Raw genomic sequence first — 18154 nt, forward strand, 5'->3', positions numbered from 1 at the left:
ATTCATAAACAAAAGCTCTCCCTAGTATAGGGAGAGCTTTTTTCGTAGCTCATGCCATTTATGAGGTTTTCCATTTTGCCAATTCAGATGGGAACTTGTCATTCAGCACTTTGATATATGTACCCTTCATCCCTAACGAACGGGATTCCAGCACACCGGCACTTGCCAGCTTGCGAAGAGCGTTCACGATGACAGAACGTGTCAGGCCTGCTTGATCTGCCAGCTGACTAGCTACCAGCAAACCTTCGCGTGCGTCCAATTGCTCCATAATTTTTTCAATCGCGATCTGTTCACTGTAGGACAACGAAGAGAGTGCGATTTTGGCAAATGTTTTGTCGCGCACTTCATTTTCAATCTGTTCTGTGCGCTGACGAACGATTTTCATACCGATCACGGTAGCTCCGATCTCGCCCAAAATCAGATCCTCTGTTTCAAACTGACCGTAAGCACGCAGCAGGACGAGTGTGCCAAGACGGCTTCCCCCTGCATTGATAGGAACAATCGTCGTCATCATTTGCGGGAAGATCGAATTCAACTCTTTTGGAACCAGGCTGTACGGACTGGTAACCGGCTCGTTCGCCAAGGTTTGTGTAACTTCCAGCAGCTTTTGATGTACACCTTCCTGCAGCTGCGTGGAAGAACGACCGTCTTCTTGCAGGGAAATTTCCTGATTCATTCCACTTCCCAGGATCGAGCCATCTGCGGTAATGATGTAAACATTTGCAGAAATCACTTCAGATAAAAGCCTTGCGAGATCCTGGAAGCCTACTCCGCTGCCACCCATTGTTTTTTGAAGCATCACATTAATTTTTCTCGTTTTTTCTAACAAATTCATAATAATATCCTCCTCTGGATTCTTCATGCTCACAGTATTGTCAGAAAAATCCAGCCCTATACATGCAAATCGAAAAATTAAAAAGAAAGTTGTGTACAGGAATTAGGTAGAAGCCTCGACACCGATTCATAGATCAATGACTATCCTATAGGGAATTGACTACGCCTTACGTGTGGGAGGAAAATCGATGAGCTTGTTTAACGGCGGCTTTAATGGGATTGCGCTAATTCTCGTCTTGTTCGTTCTGTTGACTATCGTAGGCGTTGGCGATGATTAAGACCTCCATAAAAGAAAAAAGGCTGACAGAGTGGTCATGTTCACTCCGTCAGGCCTTTTTTGTATATTCTCTATCGAAGCTGCTGCTTAATGAGTGCTTCAATCGCTTCTGCAATGACATGCGTATGCTTGTTCACATCCGCATTCGTTAAACGGAAACGAATATAGCGTTCATCGAGATTAAACGCTTCTTCAAAAGATCCCATAAAGCCTCGCGCACGTTTATCCAGTTCCAATAAAACTTCCAATTCGCCATCGCGAAGATAGAAGACTACTTCGAGTTCCTCCAATTGGCTGCGGTAAGGCCCTGTCGGACGGAATTCAAATTCCTGTACAAACGGATGTTTGCGACCTAGGTGGCGATTGTATTCACAGTCTACCTTATACAGCTGGAATCCGATCTGTTGAACCGCATCCAACACTTTAGACATTAACGGATGTGGGCGAACCTCGATGAAATCGGAATCCCCCGGGTCAATCGCATTTTTAATATCGAGACCTGTCCGCAAGTAAACCGGTTGGCGCCCCATCGTCAATGGCGTCTCGTAAGGTAATTGAAAAGCGAATGGCAGAACGGTTTCTTCTTTCGGTTTCAATTGTACCCGCTCAGACAGACGATATTTTACAAGTGTGCATTCTTCCTTTGTCTTGGTGTCGTTGACTTCTCTTTCATAGTGTGTGACGACATACATGTAAATCTCGTCGATTTCTTGGGCCACATCTCCTCCCTTGATATGGACCTCACCTCTGACCGTATCTCCGGGAATGAGTGAATCCTGCTCAAGACGTGCATCTACTTGCGCAGAGCCAATACCTACACTAGCCAACAATTTTTTGAACATGGACATGTGTTCGCCTCTCCTTTATACCGACCCAGACCTACATAATCTGGCTATCAGATATTCTATATTGAAATATACGGCGGAAGAAATAGAAAGTTTCGCGCAATCTTTTGCCAAACATCATCAGGTATAACGTCCGCTGTCACGAACACATGCAGCGTTCTACTGATTACCACCGTTTTGATTCGTACCTCCACTGTCGTTCGATCAGACAAAATGTATTCGCGGCGTCGCAGCATTTCATGCAAGACCTGATGGACCTCCGCAACCTGCTCAACCTTCTTCCCTTTTAACGAAGCGAGATCCTTTTCCACGCGATCGACTACTTGTACCACAATGGTGGCATGGAGTGGCTGCTTCTGATCCGCAGTGAGTACAGAAGCGCGTACGTCTTCGATGACGGTCTCTTGCTTTTTCCGATAGACCCGCTGATTTTGCTTCAGCTCCAGATTTTCCTCGTACAGTTTTTTATTTTGTAGCTCCAAGCTTTTTTTGATCAGCATCATCTGTTCCATTTCGCGTCCGTATGTAAATAAAATCACGCTTCCGCCCAAGACGCACCCCATGAGCAAAAGTGCGAGGTAACGTTTCCAAAGAGTCACCTTCATGAGCGCACCTGTACCAGCCAATGCACACAAATCGTTCCGATATGGGCACCTAAGAATGCGACGACGATCATCACAAGCTGCTTAAAGACAGGTGTCAAATTTCCCATCAATATTTTTTCGATCTGCAAAAACGAATCAAAGGTTCCGCCCAATGCCCCAACTAATCCCCATATTTTGAGCTGGTCAGCCAATTGGGCCATGGATAACAGCGGGGGCTTTTCTGTGAGAAATGCGCCCACCCCACCTGAAAGAGCGCCGCCGACCACAATGCCATAAGCCACGAAAAACGTCAAAATGACTTGTGCCATGTTGTGCTTCATCCTTTCTTCGAACAAGCTGCACATGCTTATCCCTACGCTCGTCATCCCGGTTTTATAACAGGACTTGTTAGCGTTCCAAATAAAAAAGCGGCATGCTCTATTTGGCAGCATGCCGAATCGGTCAGCGTTGGTTCCTTCTCCATTTCTTCAGTTTCTTTTCAATGCGCGGCGAATTCATGATCATAAGATCCGTGAACAAGTTGACCATTTTCGGATTGCGCAGCATCTGCTTAAACACCTCTGGATTTTGCTTGAACCATTGCTCATTGGCACGAATCCATTTCTTGAAACCGTCGTTTGATTTGTAATAGTCATTCAATTGACGAACCGGCCGATATGCGCTCATCTTAATCTATCCCTTCGTCAAAAAATATAACGAGGAGAAAAACGATCACGATGATCCAGATGATCACTTCGAAACCTTCCTCGTTGAAAAAACCAAATCCTCTCACGTCAGATCCCCCTTTCATCCTGCCGCGCTCCTCGCACCATTCCCTACCGCCCATGGTACCTTTCCCTATAGGTATATGTCGTTCCACGCTTGTTGGATTGGACGCTTGCCTGCCTTCATATCGATTTTGTGTGCTGGCCTATATTTTGTTTGTGAAAACGGCTAGACGTTTTTCATAAAACAGGATGAGCATACTAGGGAGGAATGAATCAAAGAGGAGAAGAACATGACAGCCTCTACTGGATCACTGTTACGCAACAAGCCTTACTTGCTATTACTGATAGTCGTCTTTTTCATGCACATGGCCTCTTATCTGGTCATTCCCGTCTTCCCAATCTTTTTGCAAAAGGTACGGGTTCTTTCTCTCTCCCAAGTCGGCATCATTTTGGCAGCGGGAAGCATCACATACCAAATCGGAAGCTTGGCAGGCGGCTTGATGTCAGATCGCTGGGGCAAACGCTCCATCCTAGCCTTTGGGGCATTCCTTCAAGGATGTGCCATGGCAGGCTATCACTTCAGCCATTCTTATGGTTTCTTCTTGTTATTCTCCGCTGTCAACGGCTTAGGTCTTGGCCTGCTCGCTCCTACCATTAAAGCCATGATCGCGGATGAAGTGGATGAGAGCCAAAGAACCGCTGCCTTCTCGTGGAGAGGGATACTCGCTCATAGCGGGATCATTGTCGCTGGCTTGGTCATTACGTGGATGACTGCGGGTGGAAAACAACCGTTTCTCGTAGCTGCCTTTGTGTACGGAGCACTTGCTGTCTTTTCTCGCTTCATCCTCCCCGATGATCGGTGTGTGGGAACAGATTGCAAGCAAACGCCGATCAAGGAGTATCGTCACATCTTGACCCATCGCAGCTTTCTGCTTTTTTCTGGGATCTCGCTCTTAATCTGGGCGCTTTACGCTCAATTCGCCATGATCCTGCCACTGCGGGGTGAGCATGTCCTGCATTCCGCTACGATGATTGGCCTCATTTGGACGATCAACTCGCTCAGTGTCGTCGTCTTGCAAGGGTTTATCTCACGTTTTGTTCTACAGCGCATCAATCCGTACTTGTCCGTAACCATGGGAACGATCTTGTTGGGTGCAGGGCTTACGCTCATGGGATGGGCGAACCACTTTCTTACACTGTGCGGGGCTGCGATTCTTTTCATTTTGGGTGAGATGCTGTTTATGCCGATGCTGGACAGTCTCGTCACTCATTTCGCAAAGGAAGAATGGCTGGGAGCGTACTTTGGCTTTTCCAATTTCGTATCTGGTCTTGGAACGGCTCTTGGGACGGGATTGGGTGGAGCGATGGTTGAAAAGCTAGGAGGAGTCGGCAGCCATTATCCATGGATCGGCTATGGAGTGCTTACGCTGTTTTTAGCGGCCATTCTTGGTCTGTTTGCCGTATATGCAATTCCTCGCCACAAAAACAATGTGCTTGACTCGCCCTCAAAAAATCGTAGAAGGGAAGGTGCCACATGAACGCAGAGGAACACACACAGTATCAACCCGAAAAGCAAATGGAAGTGCTTAGGCGAGTGCCCCTCACCTCCCTATTCATCCAACTGGAGGACAATGTATCCTCCCGCAATCGCCAAAAAACAAATTCGCCTTGGCAGCCATGGCTCTAGGAAAGGAGTAGTTACATGACCAAGCAAAGCAAGGATTCCTCTGTACAGCAAAATCGACCAGATGAGCGCAATCGCCAGCCCAAAACTGTTCAAAACGATGCACCGGGCTATGGAGACAAAAAACTGGAGGGGCCAAATCGTCCGTCCACCTAACCCTCAGGCAAGCAATCAATAAAAAAAGTCATTTTGCGCCTTCATGCAAGGGCAAAATGACTTTTTTCGTTTCATTTACGCAATCGGCACGAGCATGTACGGCAAAGAAAATCCTTCCAATCTCTCCAAAAATGCTTGGCGAGACTTTTCATCAGGCGCAATCAGTTGCAGATAGCGCGTGAAATAAAACACGATACGATCTGCATTGCCCTCTTTTAAGCGATAGTGGGACAGCTGTGCGATGTCCGTCAAGTTGTAGAAGTATTCATAGTGCTCCTGTGTAAAAGGCACTTGAAAGATCCGGCTGACGACTACACCATTGCTCAGATTTTCCCGCATGTTCTCTTTTGTTGCCCCGAGAAAGCGAAGCAGTTCACCAGCACGCTTCGCCCCGACCTTTTCCACCAGTATGCTATCGTTGTACTCCACTTCCAGATCGGTCAAGTTGTTAGAAACGGCTGCAAGCATTGCCATCAGCACCTTGCGCACTGCCAGATTCTCCGTAGCGAATTGATTGTCAAATACATTAAATTCAAAGGACGTAGCTTCGCCCTGACGCCGTGTATACAATTTGATCGCGTTCAAAAGCACTCCTCCGCTTTCTGTTTCCTCGACGATATTCTCCAGACCATTTATCTAGGCAAAATGGATTCCCACGTGGCACGGTCCAGCTTGCGAATGACACTGAACAAGAGACGCTTGGCTGCCTCGTAATCCTCGCGATCAATGATCGAAGCATGGCTGTGAATGTAACGGGAAGGAATGCCAATAACGGCAGACGGTACTCCCTTGCCATGGTACTGCACGACCCCTGCATCCGTCCCGCCTTTTGCCACATAAATCTGGTACGGAATGTTCTCTTCTTCGCACGTGGAGATAAGAAGCTCACGCAATCCTACCGGCATGACGTACATCGGATCGTAGATGCGCATCAAAAGTCCACCGCCGAGCTTGCCTCCATCGTCTTTTACACCTGGTATGTCTGTAGCTGGACTCGCATCCACAGCCAAGAACAAATCCGGAACGATGGACGAGGCCGCAGTTTTCGCGCCGCGCTGCCCGGACAATTCTTCCTGTACAGTAGCCCCGACGTAGACGACATTCGGATGATCTGGTTTTTCGTGCAGCTCTTTTGCGAGCTCCACTGCCAAACTGCAACCATAGCGATTATCCCATGCTTTAGCCATTATGCGGCGTGGATTGGCCATGACCTGCAATGGGCAAACCGGAACGATTTGCTGGCCAGCCCGTATTCCTACCTGTTCTGCTTCCTCACGTGAATCTACGCCGATATCAATGTACATGTTGCGTACATCCATCGGGCGATTACGCTGATCGTCGCTCAAGACATGCGGCGGGATCGAGCTGATTACGCCTTCGACTGGTCCCTTGTCCGTAATAATTTGTACACGTTGCGCGAGCAGGACCTGCCCCCACCAGCCTCCCAACGTCTGAAAAGAAATAAATCCCTTATCAGAAATTCGGGTGACCATGAAGCCCACTTCGTCCATGTGACCCGCTACCATAATTTTCGGACCGTTCTCGTCACCACGCATAACGCCAAAAATACTGCCCAAATTGTCGTACATGAGTTCACTCGTATAGCTGCTTATGTATTCCCGCATAATCTCGCGTACCGGACCTTCGAAGCCAGGCGCTCCTGGTGCCTGCGTCAAACGGTTCCACAGCTCCATTTGAAATTTATTTTCCATCGCCAAAAATCCTCCTCGACCCTAGTTTCATGCCTATTATCCTTCTCTATTATCCGCGAGAGAGAATTCAGACGCAACTACTCCCAAGCAGGAATGCAAGCGCTTGTCCCGAATGAAGAAAAAAACACGAATCGTTTGAGGAGGAAAAAGTAGATGACAATCACGTTGCGAAAGTTGGCCGAATTCAGTGAGATTGAGCAATTAGAAGCAATGGAGGGGAAAATATGGGACCCTTCTACTGCTATTCCCCACCATATGACACTTACCATGCAAAAGTTTGGCGGTCTGTTTTTAGGGGCATTCGATGACGAGGAAATGATCGGCTTCTTGTACAGCTTCCCGGGCTTCACCAACGGAGAATCCCATCTTTGCTCGCACATGCTCGGCTTTTTGCCAGAGTATCGCAAGCAGGGGCTAGGCGTACAAATGAAATGGCTGCAAAAAGAAGAAGCAGCAGCAGCGGGCTATTCCAAAATCACATGGACGTACGATCCGCTTGAGACAGTAAACGGTGTTCTGAACATCGCTAAGCTGGGAGGTATCGTTCGAACTTATTTGCCAAACTGCTACGGCCAGCTCGATGACGACTTCAATCGTGGACTGCCGACAGACCGTTTCCTCGTGGAATGGTTTATCGGAAGCAATCGTGTGGAATCGCGTCAGTCTGGAAAGAGCTCTGCTCCCTCTTTTCAACAGGCACCTGACCTATTGCGTTTTGAAATCAAGGATGGTATTCCACATCCTATCGAAATCGATTTGTCACGCGATGAGCCTGCAGTACTGCTCCCTGTCCCTGCCTTCTTCCAAGATGTAAAACGAGCGGATATAAGCGTCGCTTCCTTGTGGAGAGAAATGACGCGCGAATTGTTCACGTCGTATTTTGCCAAAGGATATGTTGTCACGAATATCCTCCGTGGTCCATCCACCGTTCGTTACGCCTTAGAAAAGCAGCCATTTCCTGATATTTTAGGTGCCTCGTCCTCTCTATCTTAGCTAGAATTGCGCGTCGGGTGATCAGGTTGTGGTAAAATGGTGGTTGCCCAACCCTATACAACAAAGGACGAGAATGAAATGAATCGATCACAATACAATTATGACGTTATCATCATAGGCGGCGGCCCCTCTGGGCTGATGTCTGCAATTGCTGCTTCTGGCCAAGGAGCGAGAGTTTGTCTCGTGGAAAAAGGCTCGAAGCTCGGACGCAAGCTCATCATATCGGGCGGCGGACGCTGTAATGTAACCAATGCCAAGGAACAAGATGAATTAATCAAACAAATGCCAGGAAATGGACGCTTCATGTACAGTGCTCTCACCCAATTCGGCAACCGAGAGATTATCCAGTTTTTTGAGGAGATGGGTGTCGCGTTAAAAGAAGAGGATCGGGGCCGTATGTTTCCTGTCACAGATAAAGCAGTGACAGTCGCTCAAGCATTGATTGATTTATTGAAGCGCCAAGGTGCCACCATTCATTTAAATGCCGCTGTAAAAGAAGTTCTCTATTCGGAAGGGAGAGTCGGTGGCATCATGCTCCAGTCCGGTGAGAAAATCACCGCGCCTTGTGTGATTATTGCTGTCGGAGGCTGTTCTGTACCACAGACAGGGTCTACAGGCGATGGCTATACATGGGCGAAAGCAGCCGGGCACACAATCACAGAGCTGTATCCTACTGAAGTACCGCTTACAGCCAATGACTCTTTTATTCGCGACAAATCAATTCAGGGTCTATCGCTGCGTGACATCACGATGACCTTGTATGCGCCCAATGGGAAAAAGATCAACACCCAAGAAGGCGATATGATCTTCACTCATTTCGGAATATCAGGCCCCGCCTCCCTGCGCATGGGACACTATGTCTCTGTGTCGCAACGAAAATACAGTGCGGTTCCTCTATCTCTGACGATCGATCTCATGCCTGACAGAACAGCCGAGGAAATCATGGCGGAAAGCTGGCAGTTGATAGAGGAGCAGCCAAAAAAGGCAGTAAAAAATGCAATCAAAGGCTTCCTCCCCGAACGGATTATCCCACTCTTGCTTGCGATGGCAGGAATTTCGGAAGAAACGACCTACAGCCATATGAAAAAACAAGAGTGGAGCAAGTTCACGAGCTTGATCAAAGCTTTTCCACTCACCATTACGGGGACGCTCTCTCTTGAGGAAGCGTTCATTACAGGTGGTGGTGTAAGCGTAAAAGAGATCGATCCACGCTCGATGAGGTCCAAGCTCATGGATGGGTTGTATTTTGCTGGCGAGGTTATGGACGTCCACGCCCATACCGGTGGTTACAACATCACCATCGCCTTTTCGTCCGGCCATTCTGCGGGTACGCATAGTGCGCAGGAAGCATTTGAATTTTTTTACGAGAATGACGTTTAGATGAAGTGGGATTGGGGAAACTATGAATCAGGTTCTCTTTTCATGAAAAGAGAAATCAGCACATTACTCCCCCCTAGTTGTAATGTGCTGGTTTAACAGACCTTACTCCCTTTATCTTCCTAGATGGGCATCGCCTGCGTGAGCGATGCTTCTTTTTTTTGCCCAACAAAAAGCACCTGCTACAAAAGAAGGCTAGGCCATCTTTTCATAGCAGGTGCTTTATTCGTCGTAATTGGTTTATCCGACAAGGCGGAACAAATACGCAAACCCAGCGAAAAAAAAGGCTAGGCCCAACAGAAAAAACGTGTTGGCACGCTGCTTAATGCGCCTTTCGTCTCCTTGAAAATGAGCGTTCATCCGCGATTGCCAGCGTTTTGTCCTCGGCTGTACCATAACGAGAATGCCAGCTGCCAGTAAGAAGAGAGGAAAGATCATCATCGGACTCATCCCTTTTTCTTACGACGTAGAAGCCAACGGTTGTCCTCTTCGGCTGGTGCGCCTTCGATTACCAGACGGGCCTCCTCGGCAAGCTGATAGGCTTCTGCAAAAGCTAGTTGTCGAAATGATATCTCTGCCTTCGTCAACAATTCATTGACCTGGCGATTTTGGCGGCGATAACGGTTCGTATACTGAATGGCACCTTCTGCCATCTGACAAGTTGTAATAATGCGTTCTGCCATCCGCTCTGTTTCGCCGACCAAATCACTTGCGTCCTGAACCAGCATAGCCACCTCTTCCAGATCATAGCGATATTGCTCCATGATCGTTTGCACGCGGCCCAACGTTTGCACGACTTCTTCAAACATGTATTTCAATTGATCCGGAATCCCCGGCAAGTAGCTGCGCTTGATTTGCTGACGGACGCGGACTAATGTGTTAGAAATTCGCTCCAGTTCATCCAGCGCATCGTCTTCCGTTTCGATGACCAAATACGTTTGCTCTTCTTCTTCCTGAATCAGCTCTTCCTGTTCAGGCTGACTCTTTGGCATGACCAGTTCATACTCTTCTTCTTCGTACGCAGGCTCCTCTGCTTTAACTGGTGGCACAGGCTTTTGTGCTTTTTTATTGAAAAGCTGAGGAATTGCTTGCAACAAAACGGAACGTTCAGCTTCACTCAGCTCTGAGGATTTTCCTCGCACCGGTCGCTCTTCTTCCACTTTCGACTGCTGGAGATGAGTCGGCTTTTCAGGATCTGTTTCGCTGGTAGAATGCTCGATCTTGCTAGCTGGAGTCGGCTCAGGTATACGAATCTCCTGCTCCACAGGCGCGGATGTCGCAGCTACTTGCTGTAGCGAATCATCCTGTTCCACCTCTTCTACTTCTGCTCTCTTTTCTACCTGTACAAATTCTGTTTCATCATTGCCTTGATTCACTTCTGCTTGCGGTTCCGCTTCTGTATATACCGTCGCTGCTGCTTCATCACGGGCAAGAACGCCATCCTCTATCGCTTGATACGTTGCATCAATGAGTACTTCGAACGCTTTGACATGGGTCAACACCATTTCCAGGCTGCCCTCTTCCAAAGAGCTTTTCGCGGACATGACCAATTGCTTCGCCTGCAAAAGGGCATTGTCCAAGGAATCCTGTTTTAAATCAAAGCCGTCACGAAAGGCCTGCTCAATTCCTCCTTCCAGATGCTTGAATTCTTCCGGCATTTCTTTTTTCACACGTTGCACAAGCTTTGGAATGAGCTCCATTGCTTGTCCTACCTGCTCCAGTACTTGCTGCGCTTTTTGTGTGGTTTCGTACGCAGCAATGTCGTCCCCTGCCGCACGCGCAGTTTTCACGAGTTTTCGCATTGTGTCTACTTCATCGAGCGATGCTTTCAGCTCATGGAAAGACAATCCGTATTCCAGACGCAAATCGGACAAGCGTCGTTCCATCTGCTCCACTTGCTTTCCGATCTCTGGAACAACAACCTTGTTTTCTTGCTTGGTAACGGCCACTTTGGAAGTGTCTGTTTTTAGCTCATTCAGCTCTTCTTCAATTTTTGAAATGGCCTCTCTCGCCTCATTCAGCATGCCAAGTGCCAACGTAAAACGGAAGCGATCACAAGCCTCTTCCGCATCGAGAATCATCATTTCCACATCAGGGATGCGAATACGCAACAGATTTTCTTTTTTGTCAGCCAAGTGGTGGTAACGTACTTCTGTCATGCCGCTGGAACGGCGAAGCGGTTTTTCCACCTCGATGACATTGAGCTTCTCAACGAGCTCTTCCTTCCAATCCTCTACATCGTCTACTTGAGCAAAAATAGCACGGCGTCTGATCATCGCATAAATCAAGCCAATCGATAGGCCAGCAAATACCGCCCCCACCAGATAGATCCACCATGGAATGCCTCCGAGAGCACTACTGCTTTCACTCTCTCCCGCTTTACTTGCGTCGGTCTCACCCGGTTTTGCTGTTGCTTGCTTGCTTTCCATGCGGCTAAGCTCTTGGTTTACTTCCGCAATTAAGGTCTGAATCCCGGTCAAATACTGCTTTTGTGTACGGAATGGTTCATAGAAAGACGCGATCTTGTCATGCAGCAATGCCATTGTGGCACCTTTTGCCTGTAAGCTAGGACCTGCATAAATCCCCAGCTGTTCGGTGTTTATGTCGAGTACGATCATGAGTGCATCGTCAGCTAAATTGTAATTGTCAAACAGCTTTTGCGCGTAGATATCCGGAGATTCAGCTTCTGGTGCAGTGCTTTCCACTACCACGACTTTGTAGCTGCCCGGTATGCCGTTCAATGAATTGGCAAAGGTGGTCCTGTCTTCTTTTTTCAAATAGTTGTCAGCGTCCTGAATAACTTCTTCTTTTTTATCTGGAAACGGCGTCGCATAAGCCGGATTCGTATATAACAACATGCCTGCCAAACAGAGCATGAATAGTTTTCGTTTCACTTGTCATACATCCCCTTACTAGAATCATTCATTGGGAGAGGTCACGCCTAAACGGGCAGCAAAGAACCTCGCAGATAACACATAATCGAGGTTTGCAGCCATTGGACGAACTCCTCGGAAGATGGTTCCAGATCATAGACCTGGCGAACCATTTGTGGTTGCAAAAATGGATATATCATCTGGCTCGTCATAGCCAGCACTGTACAATCAATAGAGACGGGCAAAAACTCACCCGAGACGACACCGCACTCGATCACACGAGAAAGACCGTGCTTCCAGCGGCTCATATATAGCGTCATCACTTCACGTGCAAGCATGGATTCTACGCTCAGCTCACGATGAATCAAACGCGTGATAGGCGCATGCTCACATTGAAACTGCAAATACAGCTGTACAACTTGTTCCAATCGTTGATAGGCAGGGATGTTTTCCTGCTCGTTTTCCAGTTCTTCCAAAAGGCGAAACAACGTCTCAAAGTAAGAAGCAATCAACGTCTCCAAGACTCCTTGCTTCCCTTCAAAGTGATAGGAAATCAGCGCGGAATTTACTTGAGCAACAGAGGCAATTTGTCTTACGGAGGTCCCTTTGTAGCCATGAACATCAAAAAGCTTCGCTGCTGCGGATAAAATACGCATTTTCGTCTGATCCATCAGGCATCTTTCCCATTGTACAGATTATTCGACGAAAAAAGATAGTCTTGTTGTATGTTCGACAATGTTTTCCAGAGTTCCTTCTAGAAATGCTGATTCCATCGAAAAAAACCGCTATCGCATAGATTTTCTTCCACATAAGAAGTACGTAAAAAGCATCAAACACGTTACCTCTATTTTTAAATTTTCCCTGACAGAAAAAAGACGCTCCTGTCTGTTTTGCAAGAGGAACGTCTCACTTGATTACTCTTACTCCCTATTTGCTTTTTTCCTATGGAGCTGTGATGGGGGCTACTGCTCCGTATTGCTGCAAATACGTTTCTACTTGCGTATGCTCTTTTACACGCTGATCGTTCAAATCGTACGCTGATCGAATGGACATCGTCATGTTCGTGGGGAGCATCGTTTTTTTGTTGTAGTGAATCGTATACTCTGCCTCCACTTCCATCTGGTTCACGAGCTCGTTTACGTCCACCTTTTTCTTGGACTGAATCGTGGGTCCAGAATGTTGTGCAGGTGTCCCTCTCCAATTGCCTTCCGAGAGTGACATCGCTATCTTTAGCTTCGGTATGTAGGGTTTCTCTCGCCCTGCTATCGATTGGACTTTTGCTCCCGACTTTGTTTGTTCTTGCATTTGGGAAACAAGCCAACTCTTTAGTTTGGAAGAATCCAATACAACTCCGAACGCCTCAAAATCGTCTTTTGGATTCTCATCAGGCAGCATTCGAACGTTTCTTTTCATGTTGTCGATTTGCTGAAAGGAAGCCATAGGGTTCCAGTTGTTCATTTCTTGATGCAGGGCCGGACTATCCCCTGCGACATGTTTCCAGCTTTCGTTTTGACCATGCTTGGTATACAGCTTGTTCCCATGACTAAGTAAGGATAAGTTGTCCACTCTGTTTTCTTCTGGGACAGAGAGCTTCACGTTCATGTAAACAGCCTCTCCGTCCTTTCTGCCCGAAAAGTTAACCATGTTCGCATTGGCACTATTCGCCGTCAACAGCTTGGTTTGCCCATAGAACGCATACGATTTCTGCGCATCGAACTTGTCACGTACCTGCTCAAACGTTGTATTCGCATCCTGCTTCACACTCATTTGATTACAGCCACCTACAACAACTGTACACACAAGAGCCATCACGCAAATGGGCCAATACTTCTGCATAGATGCTACCCTCCCTCGGCTACCCTGGGTTAACCTCATGTGGGGTCCCAGAGTAATAGTCCCTTTTAGCGTTTCCGGGGAGGAATAGGCTTATTCTACTTGCAAGCCTCTCTTGTACGATCAGGTTTTACAGGTGGAAATACAAGATGCGATCCTGCTCTCTCACTTCAATCTGGTGGAGAATCATCAACAAATCTATGTGCCCTAATGTCTCGGATAGCGTCAATGGCAATTCTTTTTGGTACAAACCTGGAAATAAGAGAGCATTCAGTTCAAAAGCTGTCTTTTCTCCATCTGCAAGAAGCCTGCGGAGCGTGTCTGTTCTCTCCCAGTTCTTTTGCAGTCGAGCGAGTATGAGCTCTCGATGGTTGTAAACCGGTTGACCGTGTCCACTGAGGACCTGTTTGATCTCCATGTCCGCACACATTTGCAACGCTGTGCGGTATTGAATCAAGGTCAGTGGTCTTGTACTCGAACGATTCCGGGGTGGTTCAATGAAGGCATTGGATGATATTCGCTTGATGATATGGTCTCCACCAATCATGACTTGATCCTTTGCCCGATACAACGACAGATGGCTTTGACTGTGTCCTGGGGTATACAGTACCTGCCAGTCCTCCAAGTACGGTACCTTTTGCTCATGCTTCAGATGAAAATCAATCTGGCTTGGCGCAGAAAACGTCTTCATCAGCTTGTGAAATTTCGAGATAATGACCATCATTTTTTCTGGTACGCCACTCTGGATGTACAGCTCTTCGAAAAACTGATCATGAAAAGTCATAAACTGCTCATCCTGCTGTACATAAGGTGTTGCCTGCGGATGAGCAAACGTCTTCGCTCCCGATCGTTCCCGTACTTTTTCTAACTGCCCGCAATGATCCACATGATGATGCGTCAGTATGACTTGCTCGATATCTTCCACGCTGACCCCAATCGATTCTAAGCCTTCTGTTAAGGCCGCCCACGCATCGTCGGTCAATGGACCCACATCAACCAAGGTCAAGCGCTCCCCTTTTAACAAGTAGACGTTTACTGCCCCCACATCAAAAGGCGTAGGTATTTCCAGACAAAAAATATCAGGTGCTACTAGGGTCGCGATCGTTTGCTTGCCATCGTTCGTTGTCATTTTTTATCTACCCCTCAAGTTTTTTGCCTTTTTTTCCGAAAAGAGAAAAGAGCCATTGTTTTGGCTCTAGGCGAGAACAACTTGATTTCTACCTGAATTTTTGGCTTCATACAAAGCAATGTCTGCTTGATGGAACAGCGCTTCTACACTCAGGTTTACATCCATCTCCCTGCTCCATTTCGCTAGTCCACACGATATCGTGACCTGTGGAGACGTCTCCTGCTCGACGCATTCCCGTATGCGCTCTGCCACGGAATGCGCGGTGTTTTTGTCCACACGCGGCAAATATACAGCGAGTTCCTCTCCACCCCATCTTGCCGCGATATCACTGTCTCGGATGCTATGTCGAATCAGATTGGAGACCTGAATCAGTACTTCGTCCCCTACCTGATGGCCAAATGTATCATTCACGGTTTTAAAATAATCAATATCGATCAAGATCAACGAGCCATAGTTATCTTTTTGTAATGATCCTCTTACTCGTTCATTCAAATGTCTTCTCGTGTACAGACCTGTCAAATTATCCGTAATGACCATTCGTTCCATTTCATTATGCAGGACGGCGTTGGTCATTGCCAAGCTCGCGTGTTGTCCAAATATTTCGAGGAGTTTGTAGTCGTCAAAACTAAAAAAATGATAACGGGAATCTGCGACTAAAAGGACTCCACTAATCTCACCCTCAACAACGAGCGGTACCCCCATGAAGGAACAGCACGAAAAGAGCGAAAAAGGAAGCGGTCCTGCCCCTGGTTGAGCCAGCAGCAATGCCTGCTTGTTTTGCAAGATTTGCTGAAATGGCTTTTCTGTAGAATCGATAGCCATGCCATTGAACGCTGGAATGGAGGAAGAGAGCACATCGAAGCAATCCTCTCCTGGCGTTTTTCGCAAAATAGCACAAAACTCTGCATCAAAAGTAGCCCGCATCATCGTCGTAACAAAATCGAGAATTTCCTTTAAATCAAGACTTCTGTTCAACTGGCGCGCCATCTCATTAATCAAACGCAATTCTCGAATCAAATTGCGCGATTGCTGATAGAGCTGTGCGTTTTCAAACGCAGTGCCAGCCGTATCCGCCAAGATTGAGATGTAATCCTTTTCATGCTGATTCAAGGTGATTCGCTGATCGGACGTCACCTGCAATACTCCGTAGATTCCCTGCTTGCCTAAGAGTGGCGCTGCGATCACCGTCACCTGTTGCTCCCCTTCTCCCACTTCTTCGGCAATGAGACGTCCTTCCAAATAGGCCTTGGTACTGGTAGACGGCTCTACTTCTTGAAAAGAAAGCTGTTTGACCGGGGTGGTTGCATTGGGTTCAACCGTCAGGAAAAGCTCTGCCGACAAGTACGGATAAAGGCTGGGAATGCTCGTCACGATTTCATGCAAAACATCATTCACATCAATCGATGCCTGAATCTTTGACATCAACTGATACAACAAATCTTTTTTGCTCGCTTCACGGCGTAGGTCGTCCGACATGATCGAACGCCAAAGCGCACAGCTTGCCTTCGCGCCTACTTCCTGCAAAAAAGCAACATCCCGTTCATCGTACACGCAATCTGACTCTTCGGGTGGCAGATGCAAAAACAGTGCGTAGAGCGGTGTTTGGTTCAAGGAGACAGGAACGACGACAAGCCTGTGGTCGTCTAAAATGGAAGGCATGATCTGCGTCGTACCGAATCTCGAAACCAGTTGGGCAATGTGGGTTTGTCCAACTTCGACCGCTTGCGTTGTTACGCTCTCCTGCGGAATCAATGTGGCATTGTCCGCGAGCTTCACGGCCGAACAATAGCCTTTTTGGATAATGTCACTGATCTGACCCGTCAAGCTTTGCAGCAGCTCTTTGGTCGTATCATGCAACGTCAAATCCATGACAATCTGGCTTGTGACGTGTTGAATATAAGCATCATATCCCATGCGAATCAACGGCTCTAGCCCGCGCATGTAGGATGACAAATCGAAATGAATATGGTCTTCGGGCGCTATCATGCCAATGACAGCTCGAACCCTTCCATCTTTTTCACACAAAGGAAAGGCTCCACACACGTTGTTCGTTTCACTTCTCGTTTTAACTACGATCTCTTTGGAGGAAAGTGCCTCTAAAATAAAATCAAAGACTTTACCAATCGATACATCGTGTTGCAGGGTAAGCCCTTGAGAATTCCGAGATGGACCAACCTGCATTTCCATGAAGTTGATTACGCGGCCCCCGGAATCTGTCAAGAAAAGGATGCCTGGGCGCTTTTCCGGCCAAGATTGTAAGATAAAATGGGCCGTGTAGGAAAAGACCGTCTCTAACTTCCCCAACATTTTACTTGACACGAGAAACTCCCTCTCTCAGCATTTTCTCAAGCTTTCAAATGGTCTGTATCATTAACGGATAGAACTTCCCACCTACGATCTACATACCGAAATATCGTAATACTGGTATTATCGATACGTGTGATACCCGTTCCTTGTTCTCCTACCGTTACATAATGCAAGAAGCTATTAATGAGACCGCCGTGCGAGACAACGACAATCGCCTCACCTGGGTGGCTCCCTGCTATTTCTGTCATGGCAGCTACAGCTCGTCGCTGCATGTCTTCGAATGTCTCAATTCCACAGGAGGCTTCATCCTGATTCTCAAATCGCTCACGTATTTCTTCATAGGTGAGCCCCTCCCACTCCCCATAGCAGCGCTCCCGCAAGGTTGTCCGCGTAGAAACAGAGGATTGGAAGTTACCAGCAATCTTGGCAGCCGTATCGTGTGCCCGACTGAGATCACTCGAATAAAAAGCGTGAATCTTCTCGCCTTGGAACCTGTCTGCTACTCGCTCGGCCTGACGTACCCCGAGCTCGTTCAATGCGATGTCACTGTGGCCTTGTATACGACGAATCTGATTCCACTCCGTCTCTCCATGACGAATGAGATACATGATGGTTTCCAAAACAATTTATCTCCTTACCGTTCTGTATTCTATTCGATAGTATTTCTTATTATATAAGATGCATGTTCACAATTCTAGATTGATAAAAAAACATTTGGTACAAAATTCCTATATTTCATTCCTTTCTGCAAATAGCGGATACTTTTTTTCATGAATTTGAACTGAAACGAACTTTCACTTCCTCTCGTCAGAGGTGATAAGA

General features: G+C 47.3%; 19 protein-coding genes. 5 read left to right on the top strand and 14 right to left on the bottom strand.

All coding sequences use genetic code 11. From position 1 onward, the window contains the following. Nucleotides 1–58: 58 nt before the first annotated feature. A complete protein-coding gene (codY, locus tag HPY27_RS21315; RefSeq protein ID WP_017250422.1) occupies nucleotides 59–835 on the bottom strand; it encodes a GTP-sensing pleiotropic transcriptional regulator CodY in 777 nt (258 codons plus the stop codon). A gap of 187 nt (nucleotides 836–1022) precedes the next feature. Between codY and yjcZ the strand changes: the two genes are divergently transcribed. Next, nucleotides 1023–1112: a sporulation protein YjcZ gene (gene yjcZ, locus HPY27_RS21320; protein ID WP_007720887.1), complete on the top strand. Its 90-nt coding sequence runs from the start codon at nucleotides 1023–1025 to the stop codon at nucleotides 1110–1112. Between the two features lie 70 nt (nucleotides 1113–1182). On the opposite strand, the gene HPY27_RS21325 is transcribed toward yjcZ, so the two are convergent. From HPY27_RS21325 to HPY27_RS21340, 4 genes are all read right to left on the bottom strand, one after another. Beyond that, a complete protein-coding gene (locus tag HPY27_RS21325; RefSeq protein WP_017250424.1) occupies nucleotides 1183–1959 on the bottom strand; it encodes a sporulation protein in 777 nt (258 codons plus the stop codon). Nucleotides 1960–2015: 56 nt separating this feature from the next. Then, entirely contained in the window at nucleotides 2016–2561 is a 546-nt protein-coding gene (locus tag HPY27_RS21330) for a sporulation membrane protein YtrI (protein ID WP_017250425.1), read from the bottom strand. Further along, on the bottom strand, nucleotides 2558–2869 hold the full coding sequence (locus HPY27_RS21335; RefSeq protein WP_007720892.1) for a YtrH family sporulation protein: 312 nt from the start codon (nucleotides 2867–2869) through the stop codon (nucleotides 2558–2560). Before HPY27_RS21335 ends, HPY27_RS21330 begins: the two co-directional genes overlap by 4 nt. A 133-nt stretch (nucleotides 2870–3002) precedes the next feature. Then, nucleotides 3003–3227 (bottom strand): hypothetical protein, encoded by a 225-nt coding sequence (locus HPY27_RS21340; protein ID WP_017250427.1) that lies wholly within the window; start codon nucleotides 3225–3227, stop codon nucleotides 3003–3005. A gap of 331 nt (nucleotides 3228–3558) precedes the next feature. Here HPY27_RS21340 and HPY27_RS21345 point away from each other — a divergent pair, with 331 nt between their 5' ends. Next, entirely contained in the window at nucleotides 3559–4806 is a 1248-nt protein-coding gene (locus HPY27_RS21345) for an MFS transporter (protein WP_017250429.1), read from the top strand. A gap of 164 nt (nucleotides 4807–4970) precedes the next feature. Continuing rightward, nucleotides 4971–5108 carry a hypothetical protein gene (locus HPY27_RS21350; RefSeq protein ID WP_017250431.1) on the top strand — a complete coding sequence of 46 codons (138 nt, stop codon included), beginning with the start codon at nucleotides 4971–4973 and terminating at the stop codon, nucleotides 5106–5108. A gap of 75 nt (nucleotides 5109–5183) precedes the next feature. On the opposite strand, the gene HPY27_RS21355 is transcribed toward HPY27_RS21350, so the two are convergent. Together HPY27_RS21355 and HPY27_RS21360 are read right to left on the bottom strand one after the other, a co-directional pair. Then, the gene (locus HPY27_RS21355) at nucleotides 5184–5699 is read right to left on the bottom strand and encodes a hypothetical protein (RefSeq protein ID WP_174225891.1); all 516 of its coding nucleotides are present in this window, start codon (nucleotides 5697–5699) and stop codon (nucleotides 5184–5186) included. A 41-nt stretch (nucleotides 5700–5740) separates the two neighbouring features. After that, nucleotides 5741–6820: a M42 family metallopeptidase gene (locus HPY27_RS21360; protein ID WP_174225892.1), complete on the bottom strand. Its 1080-nt coding sequence runs from the start codon at nucleotides 6818–6820 to the stop codon at nucleotides 5741–5743. Nucleotides 6821–6973: 153 nt separating this feature from the next. Between HPY27_RS21360 and HPY27_RS21365 the strand changes: the two genes are divergently transcribed. Together HPY27_RS21365 and HPY27_RS21370 are read left to right on the top strand one after the other, a co-directional pair. Beyond that, nucleotides 6974–7813, top strand: a complete 840-nt coding sequence (locus HPY27_RS21365) for a GNAT family N-acetyltransferase (RefSeq protein WP_173623673.1) — start codon at nucleotides 6974–6976, stop codon at nucleotides 7811–7813. Between the two features lie 78 nt (nucleotides 7814–7891). Further along, nucleotides 7892–9193, top strand: a complete 1302-nt coding sequence (locus tag HPY27_RS21370; RefSeq protein WP_174225893.1) for a BaiN/RdsA family NAD(P)/FAD-dependent oxidoreductase — start codon at nucleotides 7892–7894, stop codon at nucleotides 9191–9193. A 237-nt stretch (nucleotides 9194–9430) separates the two neighbouring features. Here the strand turns inward: HPY27_RS21370 and HPY27_RS21375 are convergent, their stop codons facing one another. The 7 genes from HPY27_RS21375 to HPY27_RS21405 all read right to left on the bottom strand — a co-directional run bounded on the left by HPY27_RS21375 (nucleotide 9431) and on the right by HPY27_RS21405 (nucleotide 17952). Continuing rightward, nucleotides 9431–9640 (bottom strand): hypothetical protein, encoded by a 210-nt coding sequence (locus HPY27_RS21375; protein WP_017250436.1) that lies wholly within the window; start codon nucleotides 9638–9640, stop codon nucleotides 9431–9433. Then, entirely contained in the window at nucleotides 9637–12084 is a 2448-nt protein-coding gene (locus tag HPY27_RS21380) for a septation ring formation regulator EzrA (RefSeq protein WP_174225894.1), read from the bottom strand. The genes HPY27_RS21375 and HPY27_RS21380 overlap by 4 nt, the downstream gene beginning before the upstream one ends. Nucleotides 12085–12131: 47 nt before the next feature. Beyond that, nucleotides 12132–12734 carry a forespore capture DNA-binding protein RefZ gene (gene refZ, locus HPY27_RS21385; protein WP_069847576.1) on the bottom strand — a complete coding sequence of 201 codons (603 nt, stop codon included), beginning with the start codon at nucleotides 12732–12734 and terminating at the stop codon, nucleotides 12132–12134. Nucleotides 12735–13005: 271 nt separating this feature from the next. After that, the gene (locus HPY27_RS21390; RefSeq protein WP_026043240.1) at nucleotides 13006–13899 is read right to left on the bottom strand and encodes a hypothetical protein; all 894 of its coding nucleotides are present in this window, start codon (nucleotides 13897–13899) and stop codon (nucleotides 13006–13008) included. Nucleotides 13900–14026: 127 nt separating this feature from the next. Beyond that, nucleotides 14027–15025, bottom strand: a complete 999-nt coding sequence (locus HPY27_RS21395) for an MBL fold metallo-hydrolase (protein ID WP_017250439.1) — start codon at nucleotides 15023–15025, stop codon at nucleotides 14027–14029. 66 nt (nucleotides 15026–15091) lie between these two features. Beyond that, on the bottom strand, nucleotides 15092–17332 hold the full coding sequence (locus HPY27_RS21400) for a sensor domain-containing diguanylate cyclase (RefSeq protein ID WP_106834934.1): 2241 nt from the start codon (nucleotides 17330–17332) through the stop codon (nucleotides 15092–15094). Nucleotides 17333–17370: 38 nt separating this feature from the next. Beyond that, nucleotides 17371–17952 (bottom strand): histidine phosphatase family protein, encoded by a 582-nt coding sequence (locus HPY27_RS21405; protein ID WP_069847583.1) that lies wholly within the window; start codon nucleotides 17950–17952, stop codon nucleotides 17371–17373. Nucleotides 17953–18154 lie beyond the last annotated feature (202 nt).

The sequence above is a fragment of the Brevibacillus sp. HB1.1 genome (assembly GCF_013332445.1).
Taxonomy (GTDB): Bacteria; Bacillota; Bacilli; order Brevibacillales; family Brevibacillaceae; genus Brevibacillus; species Brevibacillus porteri.

Excerpts from the sequence above, each read along its gene's own strand:
- HPY27_RS21340 (WP_017250427.1), bottom strand. The coding sequence starts at position 3,227 with ATGAGCGCATATCGGCCGGTTCGTCAATTGAATGACTATTACAAATCA.
- HPY27_RS21330 (WP_017250425.1), bottom strand. The coding sequence starts at position 2,561 with ATGAAGGTGACTCTTTGGAAACGTTACCTCGCACTTTTGCTCATGGGG.
- HPY27_RS21390 (WP_026043240.1), bottom strand. The coding sequence starts at position 13,899 with ATGCAGAAGTATTGGCCCATTTGCGTGATGGCTCTTGTGTGTACAGTT.
- HPY27_RS21400 (WP_106834934.1), bottom strand. The coding sequence starts at position 17,332 with ATGTTGGGGAAGTTAGAGACGGTCTTTTCCTACACGGCCCATTTTATC.
- HPY27_RS21365 (WP_173623673.1), top strand. The coding sequence starts at position 6,974 with ATGACAATCACGTTGCGAAAGTTGGCCGAATTCAGTGAGATTGAGCAA.
- codY (WP_017250422.1), bottom strand. The coding sequence starts at position 835 with ATGAATTTGTTAGAAAAAACGAGAAAAATTAATGTGATGCTTCAAAAA.
- yjcZ (WP_007720887.1), top strand. The coding sequence starts at position 1,023 with ATGAGCTTGTTTAACGGCGGCTTTAATGGGATTGCGCTAATTCTCGTC.
- HPY27_RS21360 (WP_174225892.1), bottom strand. The coding sequence starts at position 6,820 with ATGGAAAATAAATTTCAAATGGAGCTGTGGAACCGTTTGACGCAGGCA.
- refZ (WP_069847576.1), bottom strand. The coding sequence starts at position 12,734 with ATGGATCAGACGAAAATGCGTATTTTATCCGCAGCAGCGAAGCTTTTT.
- HPY27_RS21375 (WP_017250436.1), bottom strand. The coding sequence starts at position 9,640 with ATGAGTCCGATGATGATCTTTCCTCTCTTCTTACTGGCAGCTGGCATT.
- HPY27_RS21350 (WP_017250431.1), top strand. The coding sequence starts at position 4,971 with ATGACCAAGCAAAGCAAGGATTCCTCTGTACAGCAAAATCGACCAGAT.
- HPY27_RS21335 (WP_007720892.1), bottom strand. The coding sequence starts at position 2,869 with ATGGCACAAGTCATTTTGACGTTTTTCGTGGCTTATGGCATTGTGGTC.
- HPY27_RS21345 (WP_017250429.1), top strand. The coding sequence starts at position 3,559 with ATGACAGCCTCTACTGGATCACTGTTACGCAACAAGCCTTACTTGCTA.
- HPY27_RS21395 (WP_017250439.1), bottom strand. The coding sequence starts at position 15,025 with ATGACAACGAACGATGGCAAGCAAACGATCGCGACCCTAGTAGCACCT.
- HPY27_RS21370 (WP_174225893.1), top strand. The coding sequence starts at position 7,892 with ATGAATCGATCACAATACAATTATGACGTTATCATCATAGGCGGCGGC.
- HPY27_RS21325 (WP_017250424.1), bottom strand. The coding sequence starts at position 1,959 with ATGTCCATGTTCAAAAAATTGTTGGCTAGTGTAGGTATTGGCTCTGCG.